The sequence below is a fragment of the Ideonella sp. genome, assembly GCF_035254525.1.
Lineage (GTDB): Bacteria > Pseudomonadota > Gammaproteobacteria > Burkholderiales > Burkholderiaceae_C > Ideonella.
In genome coordinates this window covers 1-18,328 of record NZ_DATFAN010000185.1, presented here as the reverse complement: position 1 = coordinate 18,328, position 18,328 = coordinate 1, and the positions used below count along the sequence as shown (strand labels likewise).

Here is an 18,328-nt window from a genome sequence, read left to right as displayed (position 1 = left end):
TTGTGGCGCCCGGCCTCTCGCCACGCGCTTCGATTTCCCCGTGACGCGCCGCCGTTTCAGCGGGGCATCACCTGCTCGTGCCGCTGGGCCGAGCTGACGGCCGAGGCCAGCGCTTGCATCTGCTCGGCGACGAGCTCGAGGATGTCGTCGATCGCGACCACGCCGACCAGAAGTCCGTGGGGGCCGACGACCGGCACCCGGCGCACGGCCTTGCGCCGCATCGTCGCAAGCACGTCCAGCACCGAATCCTGCTCGCGCACGGTCACGACCTCCTTGTTCATCAGGTCGGCCACGCGCAGGCCCGGCAGCTCACGCTGCACGGCGACCGCGCCGGTGACGATGTCGCGGTCGGTCAGCATGCCGACGACGCGGCGCTCGCCCTGCGCGATTTCCTCGACGACGACCAGGCTGCCGACGTGCTGGTCGCGCATCACGCGCGCAGCCTCCTCGATCGCCAGCGCCGGGTAGGCGATGGACACGATGCGGGTGCAGATGTCGCCCGCGGTCAACTGGGGGGTGCTGGCAATGGTTGACATGACGACCTCGACTTGTCGTGCGTGAACGATGGGTGTGTCGACAATGAACCCGCTGCCGCATCGCGGCCTTGCGCTCGCGCAAGCGCGGCGGCAGGCCGGTTCCTACAGTCAGCACTCAACTGCAGGAGGAACGACGATGGCGAACACCCCAGCCAAGCCCTACACCCAGGTGGGGGCGTCCGATCCGGACCGCGAGACCTCGCCGATCATCGACGACGAAGAGGATCTCGAAGCCGAGCCGAACGTCGCCAACGGCATGTGCTACTTCAACGGCGAGGCCTTCCGCCTCGGCGACCGCGTGCTCAGCGGCAGCGAGGTGCTGCGCTGCGAGGCGCCCGGCGTCTGGGTGCGCGAAGGCGAGCGGGTCGAATTTCCTTGACAGCCCCGGGAGGCCGTATGCCGCTGTTCCTGATGCAAACCCGGTTGTCGGCCGATGCGCTGCACCAGCCGCGCTCGTTCCAGACGCTGGAGCGCCACGTCGCCGAGCGCGTGCAGGCGCACTGTCCCGAGGTGAAATGGGTGGCGAGCTACGCGCTGCTCGGCCCGTGCGACTACGTGGACGTGTTCGAGGCGCCGAACCTCGAATCGGCGATGCGCGTGTCGGTGCTGGTGCGCAGCTACGGTCACGCCGAGACACAGGTCTCGCCGGCGCTGGCCTGGCCCGATTTCAAGGCGCTGCTGCAACAGCTGCCCGACGATCGCCCCGCGCCGGCCGCCGGTTGAAAGCCCCGGGCGCTCGCCACAGGCTGCCATGAGCCCCGCCCGGCCGCCCGAAGGGGCTCATTCCCTCTCGGAGGGACGGGGCCGCAGGCCCAAGGGTGCACCAGTGAGCGCCCTGCTGACCGACCTGTACCAGCTCACGATGCTGCAGGCCTACCTCGACGAGGGCCTGCAGCAGCCGGCGGTGTTCGAGCTCTTCGTGCGGCGGCTGCCACCCGAGCGGCACTTCCTCGTCGCTGCCGGCCTGGAGCAGGCGCTCGACTTCCTCGAGAACCTGTCGTTCACCGAGGCCGAGCTGCGCTGGTTGGCCGACCAGCAGCGCTTCTCGCCGCGGCTGATCGACCACCTGGCGGGCTTTCGTTTCCAGGGCGACGTGGATGCGATGCCCGAAGGCACGGTCTTCTTCGCCGACGAGCCGATCCTGCGCGTGACCGCGCCGCTGCCGCAGGCGCAGCTCGTCGAGAGCCGGCTGCTGAACCTGGTGCACTTCCAGACCCTGATCGCATCCAAGGCCGCCCGCGTCGTGCTGGCCGCGCCGGACCGCCTGCTGGTCGACTTCGGCATGCGCCGCGCCCATGGCGAGGAGGCCGCGCTGCTGGCCGCGCGCGCGGCCTGGCTGGCCGGCTTCGGCGGCACCGCCACGGCCGAGGCCGGGCGGCGCTTCGGCATCCCGCTGTTCGGCACGATGGCGCACTCCTTCATCCAGGCCCATGCGAGCGAGGAGGCGGCCTTCGAGGCCTTCGCGCGCGCCTGGCCCAAGCGCCCCACCCTGCTCGTCGACACCTACGACACCGAGGCGGCGGTGGCCAAGCTGGTCGCGCTGGCGCCCCGGCTGGCGCAGGAAGGCATCCAGCTCGGCGGCGTGCGGCTGGACAGCGGCGACCTGGCCGCGCACGCCCGCGCCGTGCGCGCGCTGCTCGACGCCGGCGGCCTGCCCAGGATGCACATCTTCGCCAGCGGCAACCTCGACGAACACCGCGTGGCCGCGCTGCTGGCCCAGGGCGCGCCGATCGACGGCTTCGGCGTCGGCACCGCGCTGGACACCTCGGGCGACGTGCCGGCGCTGGACGCCGTCTACAAGCTCGAGGCCTACGCCGGCCAGCCGCGCCGCAAGCGCTCGGAGGGCAAGGCCACCTGGCCGGGCGCGAAGCAGGTCTGGCGCCGCCATGACGACGGCGGGCAACTGCTGGCCGATACGCTGGGCCTGGTCGACGAGCCGCCGGATTCGCACGGTGGCCAGGCGCTGCTGGTGCCAGTGATGCGCGGCGGCAAGCGGATCGCGCCACAGCCCACCCTGGAGGCCGTACGGCGCTACCACGACACCCAGCGCCGCTCGCTGCCGCCGGCGCTGTGCACGCTCACGCCCGGGGCCGCTACGTTCGCGCCGGTCGTGTCGGACGCGGTGCGAGCCTGCGCCGCGAAGCTCGATGCCGCATCTTCCTTGTCGCGGCCGTCGGTCACGACAGCGCGCAGTTGACAGCCATCACGGAAGAACGCTCTCCGGCGGTCGACAGTCACGCCACTGGATCAATGCAAAGGGGGCATCGATGGAAACCTCTCGTGTAATGGGCCGAGTTCGCGGGGTGACGCTGGGCTTGGCCATGTGCTCATTGGCGCTCGTCGCACAGGCGGTGCAGGGGGGCGATCGGGTCTACGCCGACGATTCCGTGGGGCCCGCCACCACGGTCACCGTCCTGGAGGAAATGACCCGCAAGAAGGGGGTTTCGCCATGGAGCGGCGTGATCCTGGCCAGTGACGGCAACCTCTATGGCACGGCGCCCCGCGGGGGCCTGCTCGACCGGGGAACGATCTACCGGACGAAGCTCTCGGGGGACACCAAGGCTCTGCATCACTTCACCGGGGGTGCGGACGGTGCCAAGCCCTATGGCGCCCTCGTCCAGGGCAGCGATGGCGCCCTGTACGGGACATCGAGTCGCGGCGATGACGACCTCAGTGGCGCCGGCGTCATCTTCCGCATCACGCTGGACGGCAGCTTCACGGTGCTTCACGTGCTGAACCAGGACGAATCCGAAGGCGCCCTGCCGAGAATGCCGATGATCCAGGGGCGCGATGGCTACCTGTACGGCACCTTGTCTTTTGGCGGGGGGCCGAACAGCGTCGGCGTGCTGTACCGAATCTCCCATGCCGGCGACTTTGCCGTGGTGGCGCGCTTTGACAAGAGCGGGCCCTACGAACCCTATGCACCGCTCGAAGGCGACGATGGCAACTTTTATGTTGCCGCCAACTTGGGCGGCACACATGGCTGGGGAGGGCTGCTGCGGGTGTCACCGACCACGGGTGCCATCACCACGCTCTACGAGTTCACCGGCACAGGCCCGGACGGCGGCATGCCCAACGGGCCCGTCTACGATGCGGCGCACGAGTACCTGTACGGGACGACCTACAGCGGAAACGGCATCTACCGGTTCCGCGACGGCGTGCTCGAGACGATCACTCATCTTTCGGGTGGGGACCCACCCCGCGAACTGGCGCTCGGGCCCGACGGTGTTCACTTCTACACCATCGTCGGGCATCAGGTCGTTCGCATCGCGCCCACCGGCGAGGCAGAGGCCGTGGCCGACTTGCCCGCAGGGGGAGGCCCGTTCGAGAAGCTGATCTTCAATGCCAGAGGCGCGATGTTCGGCACGACGATCTTGGGCGGCCTGCGGGACAAAGGCACCGTCTTCAAGGTCAAAGGCTTCTGAAGCCACCCCAACTCGCCCTGCATCAGGCCAGGCCGCGCACTCGCAGGCTGTCACTGACCACCGCTCCCGCACGTTGCATGCGCGCCAGTGCCCGCTCACCGTCGCCCGGCTGCACGTCGACCGCCGCCACGGCGTCGGCGATCAGCACGACATCGAGCTCGCGCTCTCGCGCATCGAGCACCGTCTGGAGCACGCAGTAGTCGGTGGCCAGCCCGCCGATGAACAGCCGCCGCACGCCGGCCAGGTGCAGTTCCGCCTCGAGGGAAGTGCCGGCAAAGCCGGAATAGGCCTCGTGCCGGGCCGCGCAGCCCTTGGAGACGACGATGGCATCGGGCGGCAGACGCAGCGCATCGGCAAAGCCCGCGCCCGCGCTGCCGGCCACGCAGTGGGGCGGCCATGGGCCACCCTGCTGGCGAAACGAGCAGTGGTCGGCCGGGTGCCAGTCCCGCGTCGCGTAGACCGGCAGGCGCCTGCCGGTGAACAGCGCGATGCAGTCGTTCAGCGGCGCCAGCACGCGGTCGCCGCCGGGCACGCCAAGTGCTCCACCGGGGAGGAAATCGCGCTGCACGTCCACCAGCAGCAGGGCGTCGCCCTGGCGCGGCACCAGCGGATCGGTGTTCGGGTCCATGGGTCGATTGCAGGGCTTGCGCTGCGTTGCTGGCATGCGCCGTGTCAAACCGGGCGCATCGGCGGCACCCAAGAATCGATTCGCCTGCCATGGGGCCGGTGGCGGGCACACGACGTTGACCACCGGCCGTGAGACCCCACCATGTACGAAAAGATCCTCGTTCCCCTCGATGGCAGCGGCACGGCCGAGCGCGGCCTGCGCGAGGCGATGCACCTGGCCCAGGCGCTGAAGTCGCAGCTGGTGCTGCTGCACGTCGTGGCCGATTACCCGCTGATGGTCGAGATGGCCACCGCGGTCAACTTCGAGGAGTCGCGCCGCGAGCTTCTCGACTACGGCAAGGAAATGCTCGAGCGGGCCCACGCGGCCTGCACGGAAGCACGCATCCCCTCGGAAACCGTGCTGCGCGAGATCAAGACCACGAACGTGGCCGACACCGTGGTCGAGGAAACCGCCAAGCAGAACTGCCAGCTCGTCGTGATGGGCACCCACGGCCGGCGCGGCTTCAACCGCCTGACGATGGGCAGCGACGCCGAGCTGGTGCTGCGCCAGTCGCCCGTGCCGGTGCTGCTGGTGCGCGAGCCCGAGGCCTGATCAGGCCTCTTCCTGCAAGGCCGGTTCGGCTCGCAGCCGGGCGGCGGCGAAATCGACGAAGGCGCGCACCTTGGCCGCCGCCTGGCGCCCCTCGGGGTAGACCAGGTGCACGGGGATCGCCGGCGGCTCGTTCGCCCGCAGCACGCGCTGCAGGCGACCCGCCGCGATGTGCTCGCGCACCTGGTACGACAGCGCCCGTGCGAGCCCGTGGCCGGCGATGGCCGCCTCGATCGCCACCTCGCCGGCGTTGACCATCAGCGGCATGCGCGGCAGATCCACCTCGTACAGCCCCGGCTCCCCGGGCAGCGTGAAGCGCCACGGCGCGACGCCGCCACCGCCTTGGGCAAATCCGATCGCCCGGTGCGCCGGCAGATCGCCTGGGGTCTGCGGCGTGCCGTGCGCCGCCAGGTAGCCCGGCGAGGCGACGAGCACGCGCCGCACCGCGCCGACCCGCGCCGCCGTGAGCGACGAATCGGGCAGCGGCGCGATGCGCACCGCGACATCGAAGCCCTCGTCCATCAGGTTGACGACCCGGTCGACGAACAGGGCCCGGGCGGTCACCTTGGCATGCTGCGCGAGAAAGTCGAACAGCAGCGGCGCCACGTGCAGCCGGCCGAACATCACCGAGGCGGTGACGGCCAGTTCACCCTGCGGCTCGCTGTGCGCGCCGCGTGCCGAGGCCTCGGCCTCTTCCAGCTCGGCGAGGATGCGCCGCGCGTCCTGCACGAACCGCGCACCCACCTCGGTCAGCCGCACCAGGCGCGTCGTGCGGTGCAGCAGGCGCACGCCCAGGCGCCGCTCCAGCGCCGCGATCGCCCGGGTGACCGCCGGGGCCGAGAGCTGCAGCTGGCGCGCCGCCGGCGCGAAGCCGCCCGCCTCGGCCACGGCGATGAAGATGCGAAGGTGTTCGAGCTCAGCCATTGCGCCAAGCGTAATGCTGAACTGCGCTCGACGGCGATTCACGTTTGCGCGAGCAATGCCTATCGTCACCGCCATCCCACAGCCCTGGAGCCTGTCCATGACGATCCGCCTGTACCGCTATCCCCTGTCGGGCCATGCCCACCGCGCCGAGCTGATGCTGTCGCTGCTCGGCCTGCCCTTCACCCGCGTCGACGTGGACCTGCTCGGCGGCGAGCAGCGCCAACCCGAGTTCCTCGCCAGGAACCCCTTCGGCCAGGTGCCGGTGATCGAGGACGGCGAGGTGACGGTCGCCGACAGCAACGCGATCCTCGTCTACCTCGCCGGCCGCTACGACGACACCGGCCGCTGGCTGCCGCGCGATCCCGCCGGCGCGGCGCGGGTGCAGCGCTGGCTCAGCGTGGCGGCCGGGCCGCTCGCCGAAGGCCTGGCGCGGGCACGGGCCGATGTGGTGTTCGGCCGGCCGCGCGAGCGCCGGCCGCACGAGGTGGCGGCACGGCTGCTGCCGGTGATGGAGCAGCACCTGGCCCGGCAGGCCTTCTTCGCCGACGACCACCCGACGATCGCCGACATCGCGCTCTACACCTACACCGCCCACGTCCCCGAAGGCGGCATCTCGCTCGAGCCCTACCCGCAGATCCGCGCCTGGCTGGCCCGTGTCGAGGCCTTGCCCGGCTTCGTCGGCATGCAGCGCAGCCCGATTGCGCCGGCGCTGGCCGTCTGATGTCGAGCGCCTGATCATGAGCAGCCCGATCGAACCTGCCGGCTGGCCGCACGCGCAGCCGCCCTTCCATGCCGGCGAACGCGCGCTGCAGGCGCGCGCCGGCCTGGCCGAGCGCCTGGGCGAGATCGGCCGCCGCGTGGTGCGCGACCACATGCCCGACCAGCACCGCGAGCTGTTCCAGAAGCTGCCCTTCATGCTGCTGGGCGCGCTCGATGCCGCCGGCCGCCCCTGGGCGACGGTGGCCACCGGCCGGCCGGGCTTCGTGCGCACCCCCGACGCGCGCACGCTGGTGCTCGGCGGGCGCCCGCTGGGCGAGGCGGCGCTGGGCCTGCAGCTTGCGTCCGGCGCCAGCGTGGGCCTGCTCGGCATCGAGCCGGCCACGCGCCGGCGCAACCGGGTGAACGGCGCGATCGCCGCGTCCGACGAAGCGGGGCTCGTCGTGCAGGTGCGTCAGAGCTTCGGCAACTGCCCCAAGTACATCCAGGCACGCGAGCCGGCGCCGGCCGAGACGCCGGTGCCGCCGGCCGCGCCGGGTCCGATCGGGCGCCACTTGCCGCCCGCGGCGGCGGCGCTGGTCCGACAGGCCGACACCTTCTTCATCGCCACCGCCTCGCCGGATGCCGCGGGCGGCCAGACGGCACCCAACGGCGGCGTGGACGTTTCACACCGCGGCGGCAAGCCCGGCTTCGTGCGGGTCGACGATCGCGAGGGCACGACCTCGCTGACGGCGCCCGATTTCGCCGGCAACTTCTTCTTCAACACGCTCGGCAACATCACACTCGACCCGCGTGCCGGCCTGCTGTTCGTGGACTGGGCTGACGGCCACCTGCTGCTGCTCACCGGCCATGCCGAGGTCGTGTGGGATGGCCCCGAGTTGCAGGCCTTTGCCGGCGCACAGCGCCTGCTGCGCTTCCGGCTCGACGAGGGTTGGTGGCTCGAGGGCGCGATGCCGCTGCGCGCCGGTGCGGCCGAGCTCGCGCCGCAACTGGCCGCGACCGGCGCCTGGGAGCCGCAGCCACCCCTGGCATCGGAAAATTGACCCTGCGCAAAGCACGGCCTGCGGGCGTGCTCATACTGGACCTCAGCCACCGTGTCGGGAGCATTCGTCACCGCCGCGGTCAGGTTGCGGTACTGGGCCTGCGTCGAGCCGGCCCGTCCAGTGCGGTGTCACGCATCGCGCTCGCAGCCTGGTGGTGCTGGTGGCCCTGCGCTCGCAGGGCTCTCGGTGCGGTGGCCCTTTTCGAATCAGGTGCCGCCTTCGGGGTCGTCCTCGTCGTGCCGGTCGACCTGCGATTCGATGTCGATGCCCTGCTCGGCCGCCTCGTCCAGGTCGGCCTGCTCGATCGACTCCTCGCTCGCACCTTCCATGTCGGCCAGCGCGTCTTCGACCGAATCGAAGGGGCCGAACTCCTGCCGGCCCTCCACGTCGACCCAGTGGTAGCCGTCGGGCCGCTCGCGGATGCGCAGCAGGCGCTCGTCCTCGGCCGCGTCATCGGCCGGCAACTCGTCCGGCGGGGGCTGCATTCGCTTGTCGGGTGTCATGGTGCTCGGCCGCTGTTCGGCCGCTCCTGAAGGTTGATCCACGCCCCACTCTAGGAACCACGAGCGGGGGCCTGCTTGACCTTGCGCAACGGCAGCCGGCCCGCACTTCCTAGAGTGATCGCATGCCCATCGTCAATGCCGATGTCGCGGCCGTCTTCGACGAGATCGCCGACCTGCTGGAAGTGCAGGACGCGAACGTGTTCCGCGTTCGTGCCTACCGCAACGCATCCCGCATGCTGAGCGAACTCGGCCGCGATGTGAAGACCATGGTCGAACGCGGGGAAGACCTGGACGCGCTGCCCGGCATCGGCCCCGACCTGGCCGGGCGCATCACCGAGATCGTGGGCACCGGCCGCTGCGCGCTGCTGGATGACCTGCGCAAGCAGGTGCCGCCCGCCGTCACCGGCCTGCTGAAGGTGCCTGGACTCGGCCCGCGCCGCGTGGCCGCGCTGCACCATGCGCTGGGCGTGCGCACCCTGCCGCAGCTGCTGCGCGCCGCCCGCCAGGGCCGGGTGCGCGCCGTGCTCGGTTTCGGGCCGAAGACCGAAGCCCACATCGTCGACGCGGTCACCGCACGGCTGCAGACCGAGCGGCGAGTCCGGCTCTCGGTGGCCGACCAGGTGGCCCAGGCGCTGCTGGCCGAGCTGAAGGCGATACCGGGCGTGCAGCAGGCCGTGGCCGCCGGCAGCCTGCGCCGCTGCCGCGACACGGTGGGCGACATCGACCTGCTGGCCACGGTGGACAGCGCCGCGGCGCGTGGCCCGGTGATGGAGCGCTTCACCGGCGGCCGGGGCGTCAAGCGCGTGCTGATGCATGGCGCGACCCGATCCAGCATCGTGCTCGACAGCGGGCTGCAGGTCGACCTGCGCGTCGTGCCGCCGGCCAGCTTCGGCGCCGCGTGGCTGTACTTCACCGGCTCGAAGGCGCACAACATCGCGCTGCGCCGCCTGGCCCAGGAGCAGGGCTTCAAGCTCAACGAATACGGCGTCTACCAGGGCGCCAGGCGCCTGGCCGGCGGGACCGAGGCCTCGGTCTACGGCGCGCTCGGCCTGCCCTTCATCGCCCCCGAGCTGCGCGAGGACCGGGGCGAGATCGACGCCGCCCGCGCCGGGACGCTGCCGGCCCTGGTCGAGCGCGCCGACCTGCGCGGCGACCTGCACGCCCACTCCCGCGACAGCGACGGCCACGACAGCCTGGAGGCCATGGCCGAGGCGGCACGCCAGCAGGGCCTGGCCTACCTCGCGATCACCGACCACTCGAAGCGCCTGGGCATCGCCCACGGGCTGGACGCCGACCGGCTGGCGCGCCAGATCGACCGCATCGACGCGCTCAACGCCCGGCTGCACGGCATCGTGCTGCTCAAGGGGGTCGAGGTCGACATCCTCGAGGACGGCCGCCTCGACCTGCCCGACGAGCTGCTCGGCCGGCTCGATCTGGTGGTCGGCGCCGTGCACCACCGCTTCGACCTGCCGCGCGCGGCGCAGACGACGCGGCTTCAGCGCGCCATGGACCACCCGCACTTCAGCATCCTGGCCCACCCGACCTGCCGGCTGATCGGCGAGCGGCCGGCCATGGACGTGGACCTGCCCGCCGTGATCCAGCACGCGCGCCAGCGTGGCTGCTTCCTCGAGCTGAACGCCCACCCGGCCCGGCTGGATCTGGATGATCAGGCCTGTCGCCTGGCCCAGGGCGAGGGGGTGCTGGTCAGCATCGCCTCCGACGCGCACAGCGCCCTGGAGCTCGATGGCCTGCGATTCGGCATCGGCCAGGCGCGACGCGGCTGGCTGTCGACGCACGACGTGCTCAACACCCGGCCCCTGTCGGCGCTGCGCACCCTGCTCGGCCGCACGATGGGCCGCCCGGCGAGCCGCGTGGGCGCCGTCCGCGAACGAATGACACGAACCGTTCACCGAGCGTTACCCAACAATCCTTAACGTTGCCAAATCGCTCACGCTTCATGGCCATGCTTGGCAGCCAAGGAGTGACATCGCCATGGACGCCAAGCCCCAGATCGCCGCGACTTTGAACCTGATCGAGCAACACCTGCCCATTCGCCGCCGCCTGGTGCGCGCCGGCGACGTCGTCTACCGCGCCGGCGAGCCCTTCAGCCGCCTGCACATCGTGCATTCCGGGCTGTTCAAGCTCGTCAACCTGACGTCCGACGGCCGCGAGCAGGTCGTCGCACTCAGCTTCAAGGGCGACTGGCTGGGCTTCGACGGCATTGCCGACGACGTCCACAATTGCGATGCGATCGCGCTCGACACCGGCGAGGTCTGGTCGATCGCCTACGAGGCGGTGCTGAACAGCTGCCTCGAGTTCCCTGCGCTGATGAGCGCGCTGCACGCCGCGATGAGCCAGGAGATGGCGCGCGACCGCGACTTCCAGCTCAGCCTGTGCACGCTGCCTGCCGACGCGCGCGTGGCCGAGTTCCTGCGCTACTGGGTCGAGGCGCTCGAGTGCCGCGGCCAGCGCACCGACCAGATCAGCCTGCGCATGAGCCGCGCCGAGATCGGCAGCTATCTCGGCATGACGCTGGAAAGCGTCAGCCGCGCGATGTCGCGCCTGGCCCGGGAGCGGGTCATCCACTTCCCCGAGAAGGGTCGCCGCGAGCTGCAGATCCCGGACGTCCAGGCCCTGGCCGGCTTCGTCCGGCGCAGTCTCGAAACCGGCAGCGAGGTGCTGCAGTGACCGATTGACGCCGGAACGCCGCCGATTCCTCGCCGCGCTGGGCTGGTCCGCGCTGGCCGGCCCCGGCATCGCGGCCCGGGCCGCGATGCCGACGGGAGCCCGCGTGCCGGTGCTCGTCTACCACCGCTTCGCGCCGACGGTGGAGGATGGGATGACCCTGCGCCTGTCGACCTTCGACGGGCACCTGCGCGTGCTGCGCGAGCTCGGCTGCCGCATCGTGCCGCTGGCCGACGTGGTCGCCTGGCGGCAGGGGCGACTGCCCGAGTTGCCGGCGCACGCCGTCGCGCTGAGCGCGGACGACGCACACCGCAGCCAGTTCGAGCACATGGCGCCGCGGCTGCGCGAGACCGGCTGGCCGATGACCCTGTTCGTCTACCCCTCGGCCGTGTCGAATGCGCCGTATGCGATGCGCTGGGAGGAGCTCGCGGCGCTGCAGGCCAGCGGCTTTCGCATCGAATCGCACACCTACTGGCACCCGCACCTGGTACGCGAGCGCAGGCAGCAGGCCCCCGCTGATTTCGAGCGCTTCGCGACCGACCAGCTGGTCCGCAGCCGTGCCCGCCTGCACGAGCGGCTGGGGGCCACGGCCACGCTGCTCGCCTGGCCGTTCGGAATGACCGACGATGGCCTGATGGCGCTCGCCGCGCGCCTGGGCTACGAAGCCGCGTTCGCCCTCGGCAACCGGCCCGTGGCGCGCGCCGACCCGCTGCATGCCCTGCCCCGCCACCTGATGACCGACGCGATGAGCCCGGGCCGGCTCGCCCGGCTGCTCGAGGACGCCTTCGCCACCCCGAACACCACCACCAACAACAACGCATGACGCTTCACCCCCTTTCGGTTCGACGCTTCCTCGCCGCGCTCGCCTGCGCCCTCGCCGGCTCCGCCGCCCTGGCGCTCGACGGCGTGGTGGTCGATGCGAGCACGGGCCGGCCCATCGCCCAGGCCCAGGTGGTGTCGGGTGCCCGCTGGGTGCGCACGGATGCCCAGGGGGTGTTCCACCTGCCGGGCGAAGGCACGGCGGTGTCCGCTCGCGCCCCCGGCTACCGGCGGCAGAGCCAGCCGCTGCCATCGGACGGCAGCGCCGCCCGGATCGCCCTCGCGCCGTTCCGGCCCAAGGCGCTGTACCTCTCGCCCTACGGCATCGGCGACGCCGGGCTGCGCAACGCCGCGCTCGCGCTCACCGAGCAGACCGAAGTGAACGCGCTGGTGATCGACCTGAAAGGTGATCGCAGCATCGTGCCCCACCCCAGCGCCGCCTATGCGGCGGCGGGCCTGGGCGCGCAGCACCCGATCACCGTGCACGACATGGCCGGCCTGGTGGGCCAGCTGCATGCGCGGGGCCTCTACCTGATCGCCCGCATCGTCGTCTTCAAGGACGACAAGCTGGCCGAGGCGCACCCCGAGTGGGCGGTGCGCACGGTGGCCGGCACGGTCTGGCGCGACCGCGAGGAGCTGGCCTGGATCGACCCCTTCCGCACGGAGGCCTGGGGCTTCGCGCTCGACGTGGCCGAGGAGGCCGCGCAGCTCGGCTTCGACGAGGTGCAGTTCGACTACCTGCGCTTTCCCGACGCCTCCGGCCTGCGCTTCTCGCAACCCGACACCGAGCCGGCGCGCATCGCCGCGATCACCGGCTTCCTCGACGGCGCGCGCAACCGGCTGATGCCCTACAACGTGACCATCGCCGCCGACGTGTTCGGCTACATCTGCTGGAACGAGAACGACACCAGGATCGGTCAGCAGCTCGAGGCCATCATCGGGCACGTGGATGTCCTGTCGCCGATGCTCTACCCCTCGGGCTTCAGCTTCGGCATTCCGGGCTACTCGCAGCCGGTGGCCGCGCCCTACGAGATCGTCTACCGCTCGCTGCAGCGCGCGCTGCGGCGCACGCAGGTCAGCAGCCTGCATTTCCGGCCCTGGCTGCAGGCGTTTCGCGACTACGCCTTCGATCGTCGCGAATTCGACGCCGACGAGATTCGCGCGCAGATCGACGCGGCCGAGGCCCTCGGCACCGATGGATGGATGCTGTGGAACGCGCACAACCGCTACGGCACGGCCGGCCTGAAGCCCGCGGCCGCGCACTGAAGGGCGCTCGCCGCGCGGGCCTGTGGCTGCTGGCCACGCTGGGCGGTGCGGCGCTCGCGCAGCCGGCCGACTGGGCGCCGCTGGACGCCGCGGTGCGCGGCCAGATCGCCGCCGGCGCGGTGCCGGGCGCGGTGGCGGTGATCGGCGATGCCGAGCAGGTGTGGCTGCGCCGCGCCTGGGGCCTGCGCAGTGCCGGCTCGGCGAGCCAGCCGGCCGAGCCGATGACGGTCGACACCGTCTTCGACCTGGCCTCGCTGACCAAGGTGGTGTGCACGACGACCGCCGTGCTGCAATTGGCCGAGCGCGACCAGCTGGCGCTCGACGCACCGGTGGCGCGCTATTGGCCCGCGTTCGGCGCGCATGGCAAGGCGGCGATCACCGTGCGGCAGTTGCTGTCGCACAGCTCGGGCCTGCGGCCCGGGCTGACCCTGCAGCCCGGCGACGGCGCACCGGCCGTATGGGCCCGGCTGCTCGCCGAAAGCCCGGCCTACCCGCCCGGCACCCGCCTCGTCTACAGCGACCTCAATTTCCTCACGCTGGGCACGCTGGTGCAGCGCGTCGCGGGCCGGCCGCTGGACCAGCAGTGCAAGCGCCGCATCTTCGAGCCGCTGCAGATGCACGACACCGGGTTTCGCCCGCCCGCCAGGCTGCTGCAGCGCATCGCGCCGACCGAGCCGACGTCGGCCGGCGGCGGCGCCTGGTTGCGCGGCACGGTGCAGGATCCGACCGCCCGCCGCGCCGGCGGCGTCGCCGGCCACGCGGGCCTGTTCGGCACCGCCGACGACCTGGCCCGCTTCGCCCAGAGCCTGCTGCGCCACGGCCTGGATGCGCCGCTGTACCGCGCGACGATCGCCGATCTGCAGCAGCCGCAGGGCGCGGCCTCGGCCACCACCTGGCATGGCCTGGGCTGGCAGCTCATCGCGCCGCTCGAACCCGAGCGCGAGGCGTTGCCGCCGCTGGGCGCGGTCGGCCACACGGGCTACACCGGCACCGGGCTGTGGCTGGATTTCACCCACCGCCGCTTCGTCGTGCTGCTGAGCAACCGCCTGCACCCCGACGGGCGCGGCGACGCGCGGCCCCTGCGCCGGCAGGTGCTGGCCCTCGTCGCCAGCCTGCGCCCGGCCGGTGGCCCGCGGCTCGCGACCCCGGCGGGCGCGCGGACGCCGGGCCCCGACGATGGCGCCGCCCCGGTGTGGACCGGCATCGACGTGCTGCGCCAGCAGGGCTACGCCGCGCTGCAGGGTCGGCGCGTCGGCCTCGTCACCCACGCGGCGGCCGTCGACCGCCACGGCTGGCGCACGCTGGACCGGCTGCGCCGCGCGCCGGGGGTGCAGCTCGTGCGCGTGTTCACCCCCGAACATGGCCTGAACGCCGATGCCGAGGGCCGCATCGCTTCCGGCACCGAGGCCTTCAGCGGCCTGCCGCTGGTGAGCCTGTACGGCCAGACGCCCCGCCCGCCGCCCGAGAGCCTGCAGGACCTGGACACACTGGTGATCGACCTGCAGGACGCCGGCGCCCGCTTCTACACCTACCTCGCCACGCTCGGCGAAAGCCTGCGCGCCGCCGCGAAGGCCGGCCTGAAGGTCATCGTGCTCGACCGGCCGAACCCGGCGCGCGCCGACCGCGTGGCCGGCCCGATGCTGGATCCGGCGCGCCGATCGTTCACCGCCTGGGCAACCCTGCCCGTGCAGCATGGCATGACGATCGGCGAGCTGGCGCGCTACCTGGCCGCCGAGCTGCGCGCCGACGAAGGGCTGGAGGTCGATCTGCAGGTGGTCGCGATGCGCGGCTACCGGCGTTCGATGAGCTTCGAGCAGACGGGGCTGGACTGGGCGCCCCCTTCGCCCAACCTGCGCCGGCCGCTCACCGCCCTGCTCTACCCGGGCGTCGCCTGGGTCGAAGGGGCGCCGGTCAGCGTCGGGCGTGGCACCGGGCACCCGTTCGAGTGGGTCGGCGCACCGTGGGTCGATGGGGCGCGCCTGGCGCAGGCGCTGGCGGCGCTGGCCCTGCCGGGCCTGGCGGTGCAGCCGGTCGAGTTCGTGCCGCAGGGAGCGGCCGCCCTCGTGCCCTATGCCGGCCAGCGCTGCCAGGGCGTGGCCCTGCGCATCACCGACCGCGAGCGCTTCGACGCCTCGCTGCTCGGCGCGGCGCTGGTGCAGGCGCTGCACCGGCTCTGGCCCGAGCGCTTCCACGCCGAGCGCACGCTGGGCATGGTCGGCTCGGCCGACACGCTGCAGCAGCTGCGTGACGGCCTGCCACCGGCCGAGGCCCGCACCCGCTGGGAAGCCGGCTGGGGCGATTTCGCCCGCCGCCGCGCCGCCGCGCTGCTTTACGAGGCACCGGCGCCCGGCCCCGCACTTGCGCCGCCGCAAGCGGGCACGGCTTCTGCCGCCGAAGAATCGGTGAGCCCCAGGAGAACGCCATGAGCGACACCCCCGCCATCTCGCTGCCGCCCGACGTCGTCGCGATCGTGCCGATGCGCAATGTCGTGCTGTTCCCGCACGTGCTGTTGCCGATCACCGTCGGCCGCGAGAAATCCATCGCCGCCGTGCAGCACGCCGCGCAGGCCAAGGTGCCGCTGGGCATCGTGATGCAGCGCAACGCCGCCGCCGACGACCCCGGCCGCGCCGACCTGTTCGATGTCGGCACGCTGGCCAACGTGGCACGCGTCGTCGAATCGGATGACGGGCTGCGGCATGCGGTGTGCCAAGGCCTGCGGCGCTTTCGCATCATCGAGCTGGTCGAGGGCCACCCCTTCCTCGCGGCGCGCATCGAGCGTTTCGACGAGCCCGCCGTGGCCAGCACCGAATCCGAAGCGCTGGGCATGCAGCTGCGCGAGCGTGCGGTCGAGGTGCTGTCGCTGCTGCCGGGCATGCCGGCCGAGCTGTCGCATGCGCTGCAGGCGACAAGGGCACCGGCCCAGCTGGCCGACATCACCGCCAGCCTGATCGACGTGGAAGTGGCCGAGAAGCAGCAACTGCTCGAGACGCTGAACGTCGAGCAGCGGCTGCAGAAGCTGCTGGGCATGCTGACCCACCGCATCCAGGTGCTGCGCCTGTCGCAGGAGATCGGCGCGCGCACCAAGGAGCAGATCGACGACCGCCAGCGCGAATTCCTGCTGCGCGAGCAGCTCAAGACGATCCAGAAGGAGCTCGGCGAGGCCGGCGGGCCGGACGAGGAAGCGGCCCGGCTCGAGAAGGCGGTCGGCGAGGCGGGCATGCCGGCCGACATCGAGGCCCAGGCGCGCAAGGAGCTGCGCCGGCTCGAGCGCATGAGCGATGCGTCGGGCGAAGGCTCTATCCTGCGCACCTGGCTCGAGTGGATGAGCGAGCTGCCGTGGCGCGAGCCGGCGCCGCTGGTGATCGACCTGGCATCCGCACGCGCGACGCTCGAAGCCGACCACTTCGGGCTCGAGAAGGTCAAGCGCCGCATCGTCGAATTCCTCGCGGTCAAGAAGCTCAACCCGAAGGGACGCGCGCCCATCCTGTGCTTCGTCGGCCCGCCGGGCGTGGGCAAGACCTCGCTCGGCCAGAGCATCGCGCGGGCGATCGAGCGGCCCTTCGTGCGGGTGTCGCTCGGCGGCGTGCACGACGAGGCCGAGATCCGCGGCCACCGCCGCACCTACATCGGCGCGATGCCGGGCAACATCGTCCAGGGGCTGCGCAAGGCCGGTGCGCGCGACGGCGTGATGATGCTCGACGAGGTCGACAAGATGTCCGCCAGCCTGCACGGCGACCCGTCGGCCGCGCTGCTCGAGGTGCTCGACCCCGAGCAGAACTCGACCTTCCGCGACAACTACCTCGGCGTGCCCTTCGATCTCTCGCGCATCGTCTTCATCTGCACCGCCAACGTGATCGACAACATCCCCGGGCCGGTGCGCGACCGCATGGAGGTGATCGAGCTGCCCGGCTACACGCTGGAAGAGAAACTGCGCATCGCCGAAACCTACCTGGTGCCACGCCAGCGCGAGGCCAACGGCCTGACCGAGCCGCAGTGCCGGCTCGACGACGACGCGTTGCGCGCGATCGTGGCCGAGTACACCCGCGAGGCCGGCGTGCGCCAGCTCGAGCGCGAGATCGGCCGCACGATGCGGCATGCGGCGATGACGGTGGCGGAAGCACCCGACAGCACCGTGCGCATCGGCGCCGGCGACCTCGACGCCATCCTTGGCGCGGCGAAATTCGAGCACGAGGTCGCGTTGCGCAGCAGCCTGCCCGGCGTGGCCACGGGCCTGGCCTGGACGCCTGTCGGCGGCGACATTCTCTTCATCGAGGCGACGCGCGTGCCGGGCAACGGCAAGCTGATCCTGACCGGCCAGCTGGGCGACGTGATGAAGGAAAGCGCCCAGGCCGCGCTGACGCTGGTGAAGGCCCGCGCGGCCGATCTCGGCGTCGGCGTGGCGGTGTTCGACAGCAGCGACGTGCACGTGCACGTGCCGGCTGGCGCGATCCCGAAGGACGGGCCGAGCGCCGGCGTCGCGATGTTCATCGCCCTGGCCTCGCTGTTCACGAACCGGCCGGTGCGGCACGACATCGCGATGACCGGCGAGATCAGCCTGCGCGGCCTGGTGCTACCGGTCGGCGGCATCAAGGAAAAAGTGCTGGCCGCCTTGCGCGCGGGCATCACCACCGTCATGCTGCCGGCCCGCAACGAGAAAGAGCTCGAGGAAATTCCCGAAGAGGCGCGCAAGAAGCTGCGTTTCGTGTGGCTGGAAACGGTGGACGACGCGGTGCGCGAAGCGATCGGCGAGGCGCAGGAACAGGCGTTGAATCCGTTCGGTTGAAGCGTCGATATGTCGGTGTGAAGCAAACGCTTGCCTGCCAATGTGTTTGCTCACATCACACACATTTCTTGCCACGAGCCGTGTTTTGTCCCGTATTCAGGCGATTTTCCACGCGTCGGGCGCATGGCATGCTCCCTGCAAGTGTCTGCGCGAGCGCAACAATGCGCCGCACCGATCCAACTTGCCAACCGAAGGAGATTTGCCATGAAAGCCCTGACCATCAAGGACCTGCCCGAGACACGCCAACTGAGCCACGACGCGATGAGCAACGTGCACGGCGGCAGGATGAAACTGCCGTTCCAGCGAACATCCACCAATGGATTGCTGACCTCGCCCGACGGCGAGCCCGTCTCCGTCTATGTCGACGGCGTGCTCGTCAACTCCGTCACAGACGGCTATGTGCACCTCTGA

General features: G+C 71.5%; 18 protein-coding genes. 14 read left to right on the top strand and 4 right to left on the bottom strand.

The window, feature by feature from the left end; translation table 11 throughout:
• Positions 1-56: 56 nt before the first annotated feature.
• Positions 57-536 (bottom strand): CBS domain-containing protein, encoded by a 480-nt coding sequence (locus VJ693_RS20195; RefSeq protein ID WP_324157130.1) that lies wholly within the window; start codon positions 534-536, stop codon positions 57-59.
• 136 nt (positions 537-672) lie between these two features.
• On the opposite strand from VJ693_RS20195, the gene VJ693_RS20190 reads away from it, so the two are divergent.
• The 4 genes from VJ693_RS20190 to VJ693_RS20175 all read left to right on the top strand — a co-directional run bounded on the left by VJ693_RS20190 (position 673) and on the right by VJ693_RS20175 (position 3,961).
• A complete protein-coding gene (locus VJ693_RS20190; RefSeq protein ID WP_324157128.1) occupies positions 673-915 on the top strand; it encodes a hypothetical protein in 243 nt (80 codons plus the stop codon).
• Between the two features lie 17 nt (positions 916-932).
• On the top strand, positions 933-1,259 hold the full coding sequence (locus VJ693_RS20185) for a GYD domain-containing protein (protein WP_324157126.1): 327 nt from the start codon (positions 933-935) through the stop codon (positions 1,257-1,259).
• Positions 1,260-1,287: 28 nt separating this feature from the next.
• Positions 1,288-2,733, top strand: a complete 1,446-nt coding sequence (locus VJ693_RS20180; RefSeq protein ID WP_414652324.1) for a nicotinate phosphoribosyltransferase — start codon at positions 1,288-1,290, stop codon at positions 2,731-2,733.
• 70 nt (positions 2,734-2,803) lie between these two features.
• Positions 2,804-3,961, top strand: coding sequence for a choice-of-anchor tandem repeat GloVer-containing protein (locus tag VJ693_RS20175; RefSeq protein WP_324157122.1), 1,158 nt, complete (start codon positions 2,804-2,806; stop codon positions 3,959-3,961).
• 22 nt (positions 3,962-3,983) lie between these two features.
• Here the strand turns inward: VJ693_RS20175 and VJ693_RS20170 are convergent, their stop codons facing one another.
• Positions 3,984-4,589 carry an isochorismatase family protein gene (locus VJ693_RS20170; protein WP_324157121.1) on the bottom strand — a complete coding sequence of 202 codons (606 nt, stop codon included), beginning with the start codon at positions 4,587-4,589 and terminating at the stop codon, positions 3,984-3,986.
• A gap of 141 nt (positions 4,590-4,730) precedes the next feature.
• Between VJ693_RS20170 and VJ693_RS20165 the strand changes: the two genes are divergently transcribed.
• Positions 4,731-5,180 carry a universal stress protein gene (locus VJ693_RS20165; RefSeq protein WP_324157119.1) on the top strand — a complete coding sequence of 150 codons (450 nt, stop codon included), beginning with the start codon at positions 4,731-4,733 and terminating at the stop codon, positions 5,178-5,180.
• Here VJ693_RS20165 and VJ693_RS20160 read toward each other — a convergent pair whose 3' ends face one another.
• On the bottom strand, positions 5,181-6,101 hold the full coding sequence (locus VJ693_RS20160) for a LysR family transcriptional regulator (protein WP_324157118.1): 921 nt from the start codon (positions 6,099-6,101) through the stop codon (positions 5,181-5,183).
• Positions 6,102-6,198: 97 nt separating this feature from the next.
• On the opposite strand from VJ693_RS20160, the gene VJ693_RS20155 reads away from it, so the two are divergent.
• The gene (locus tag VJ693_RS20155; RefSeq protein ID WP_324157116.1) at positions 6,199-6,822 is read left to right on the top strand and encodes a glutathione S-transferase; all 624 of its coding nucleotides are present in this window, start codon (positions 6,199-6,201) and stop codon (positions 6,820-6,822) included.
• 16 nt (positions 6,823-6,838) lie between these two features.
• Positions 6,839-7,861 (top strand): pyridoxamine 5'-phosphate oxidase family protein, encoded by a 1,023-nt coding sequence (locus tag VJ693_RS20150; RefSeq protein ID WP_324157114.1) that lies wholly within the window; start codon positions 6,839-6,841, stop codon positions 7,859-7,861.
• A 206-nt stretch (positions 7,862-8,067) separates the two neighbouring features.
• Here the strand turns inward: VJ693_RS20150 and VJ693_RS20145 are convergent, their stop codons facing one another.
• Positions 8,068-8,364 carry a hypothetical protein gene (locus VJ693_RS20145; protein ID WP_324157112.1) on the bottom strand — a complete coding sequence of 99 codons (297 nt, stop codon included), beginning with the start codon at positions 8,362-8,364 and terminating at the stop codon, positions 8,068-8,070.
• 122 nt (positions 8,365-8,486) lie between these two features.
• On the opposite strand from VJ693_RS20145, the gene polX reads away from it, so the two are divergent.
• The 7 genes from polX (at position 8,487) to VJ693_RS20110 (ending at position 18,328) form a co-directional block, all read left to right on the top strand.
• Entirely contained in the window at positions 8,487-10,298 is a 1,812-nt protein-coding gene (polX, locus tag VJ693_RS20140) for a DNA polymerase/3'-5' exonuclease PolX (RefSeq protein ID WP_324157110.1), read from the top strand.
• 58 nt (positions 10,299-10,356) lie between these two features.
• A complete protein-coding gene (locus VJ693_RS20135) occupies positions 10,357-11,052 on the top strand; it encodes a Crp/Fnr family transcriptional regulator (protein WP_324157108.1) in 696 nt (231 codons plus the stop codon).
• 4 nt (positions 11,053-11,056) lie between these two features.
• Positions 11,057-11,872 carry a polysaccharide deacetylase family protein gene (locus VJ693_RS20130; RefSeq protein ID WP_324157106.1) on the top strand — a complete coding sequence of 272 codons (816 nt, stop codon included), beginning with the start codon at positions 11,057-11,059 and terminating at the stop codon, positions 11,870-11,872.
• On the top strand, positions 11,869-13,134 hold the full coding sequence (locus tag VJ693_RS20125) for a putative glycoside hydrolase (protein ID WP_324157104.1): 1,266 nt from the start codon (positions 11,869-11,871) through the stop codon (positions 13,132-13,134). The genes VJ693_RS20130 and VJ693_RS20125 overlap by 4 nt, the downstream gene beginning before the upstream one ends.
• Positions 13,077-15,560 carry a serine hydrolase gene (locus VJ693_RS20120; protein ID WP_324157102.1) on the top strand — a complete coding sequence of 828 codons (2,484 nt, stop codon included), beginning with the start codon at positions 13,077-13,079 and terminating at the stop codon, positions 15,558-15,560. Before VJ693_RS20125 ends, VJ693_RS20120 begins: the two co-directional genes overlap by 58 nt.
• Positions 15,557-17,917 carry an endopeptidase La gene (gene lon / locus VJ693_RS20115; RefSeq protein WP_324157101.1) on the top strand — a complete coding sequence of 787 codons (2,361 nt, stop codon included), beginning with the start codon at positions 15,557-15,559 and terminating at the stop codon, positions 17,915-17,917. The genes VJ693_RS20120 and lon overlap by 4 nt, the downstream gene beginning before the upstream one ends.
• Positions 17,918-18,121: 204 nt before the next feature.
• On the top strand, positions 18,122-18,328 hold the full coding sequence (locus VJ693_RS20110; protein ID WP_324157099.1) for a hypothetical protein: 207 nt from the start codon (positions 18,122-18,124) through the stop codon (positions 18,326-18,328).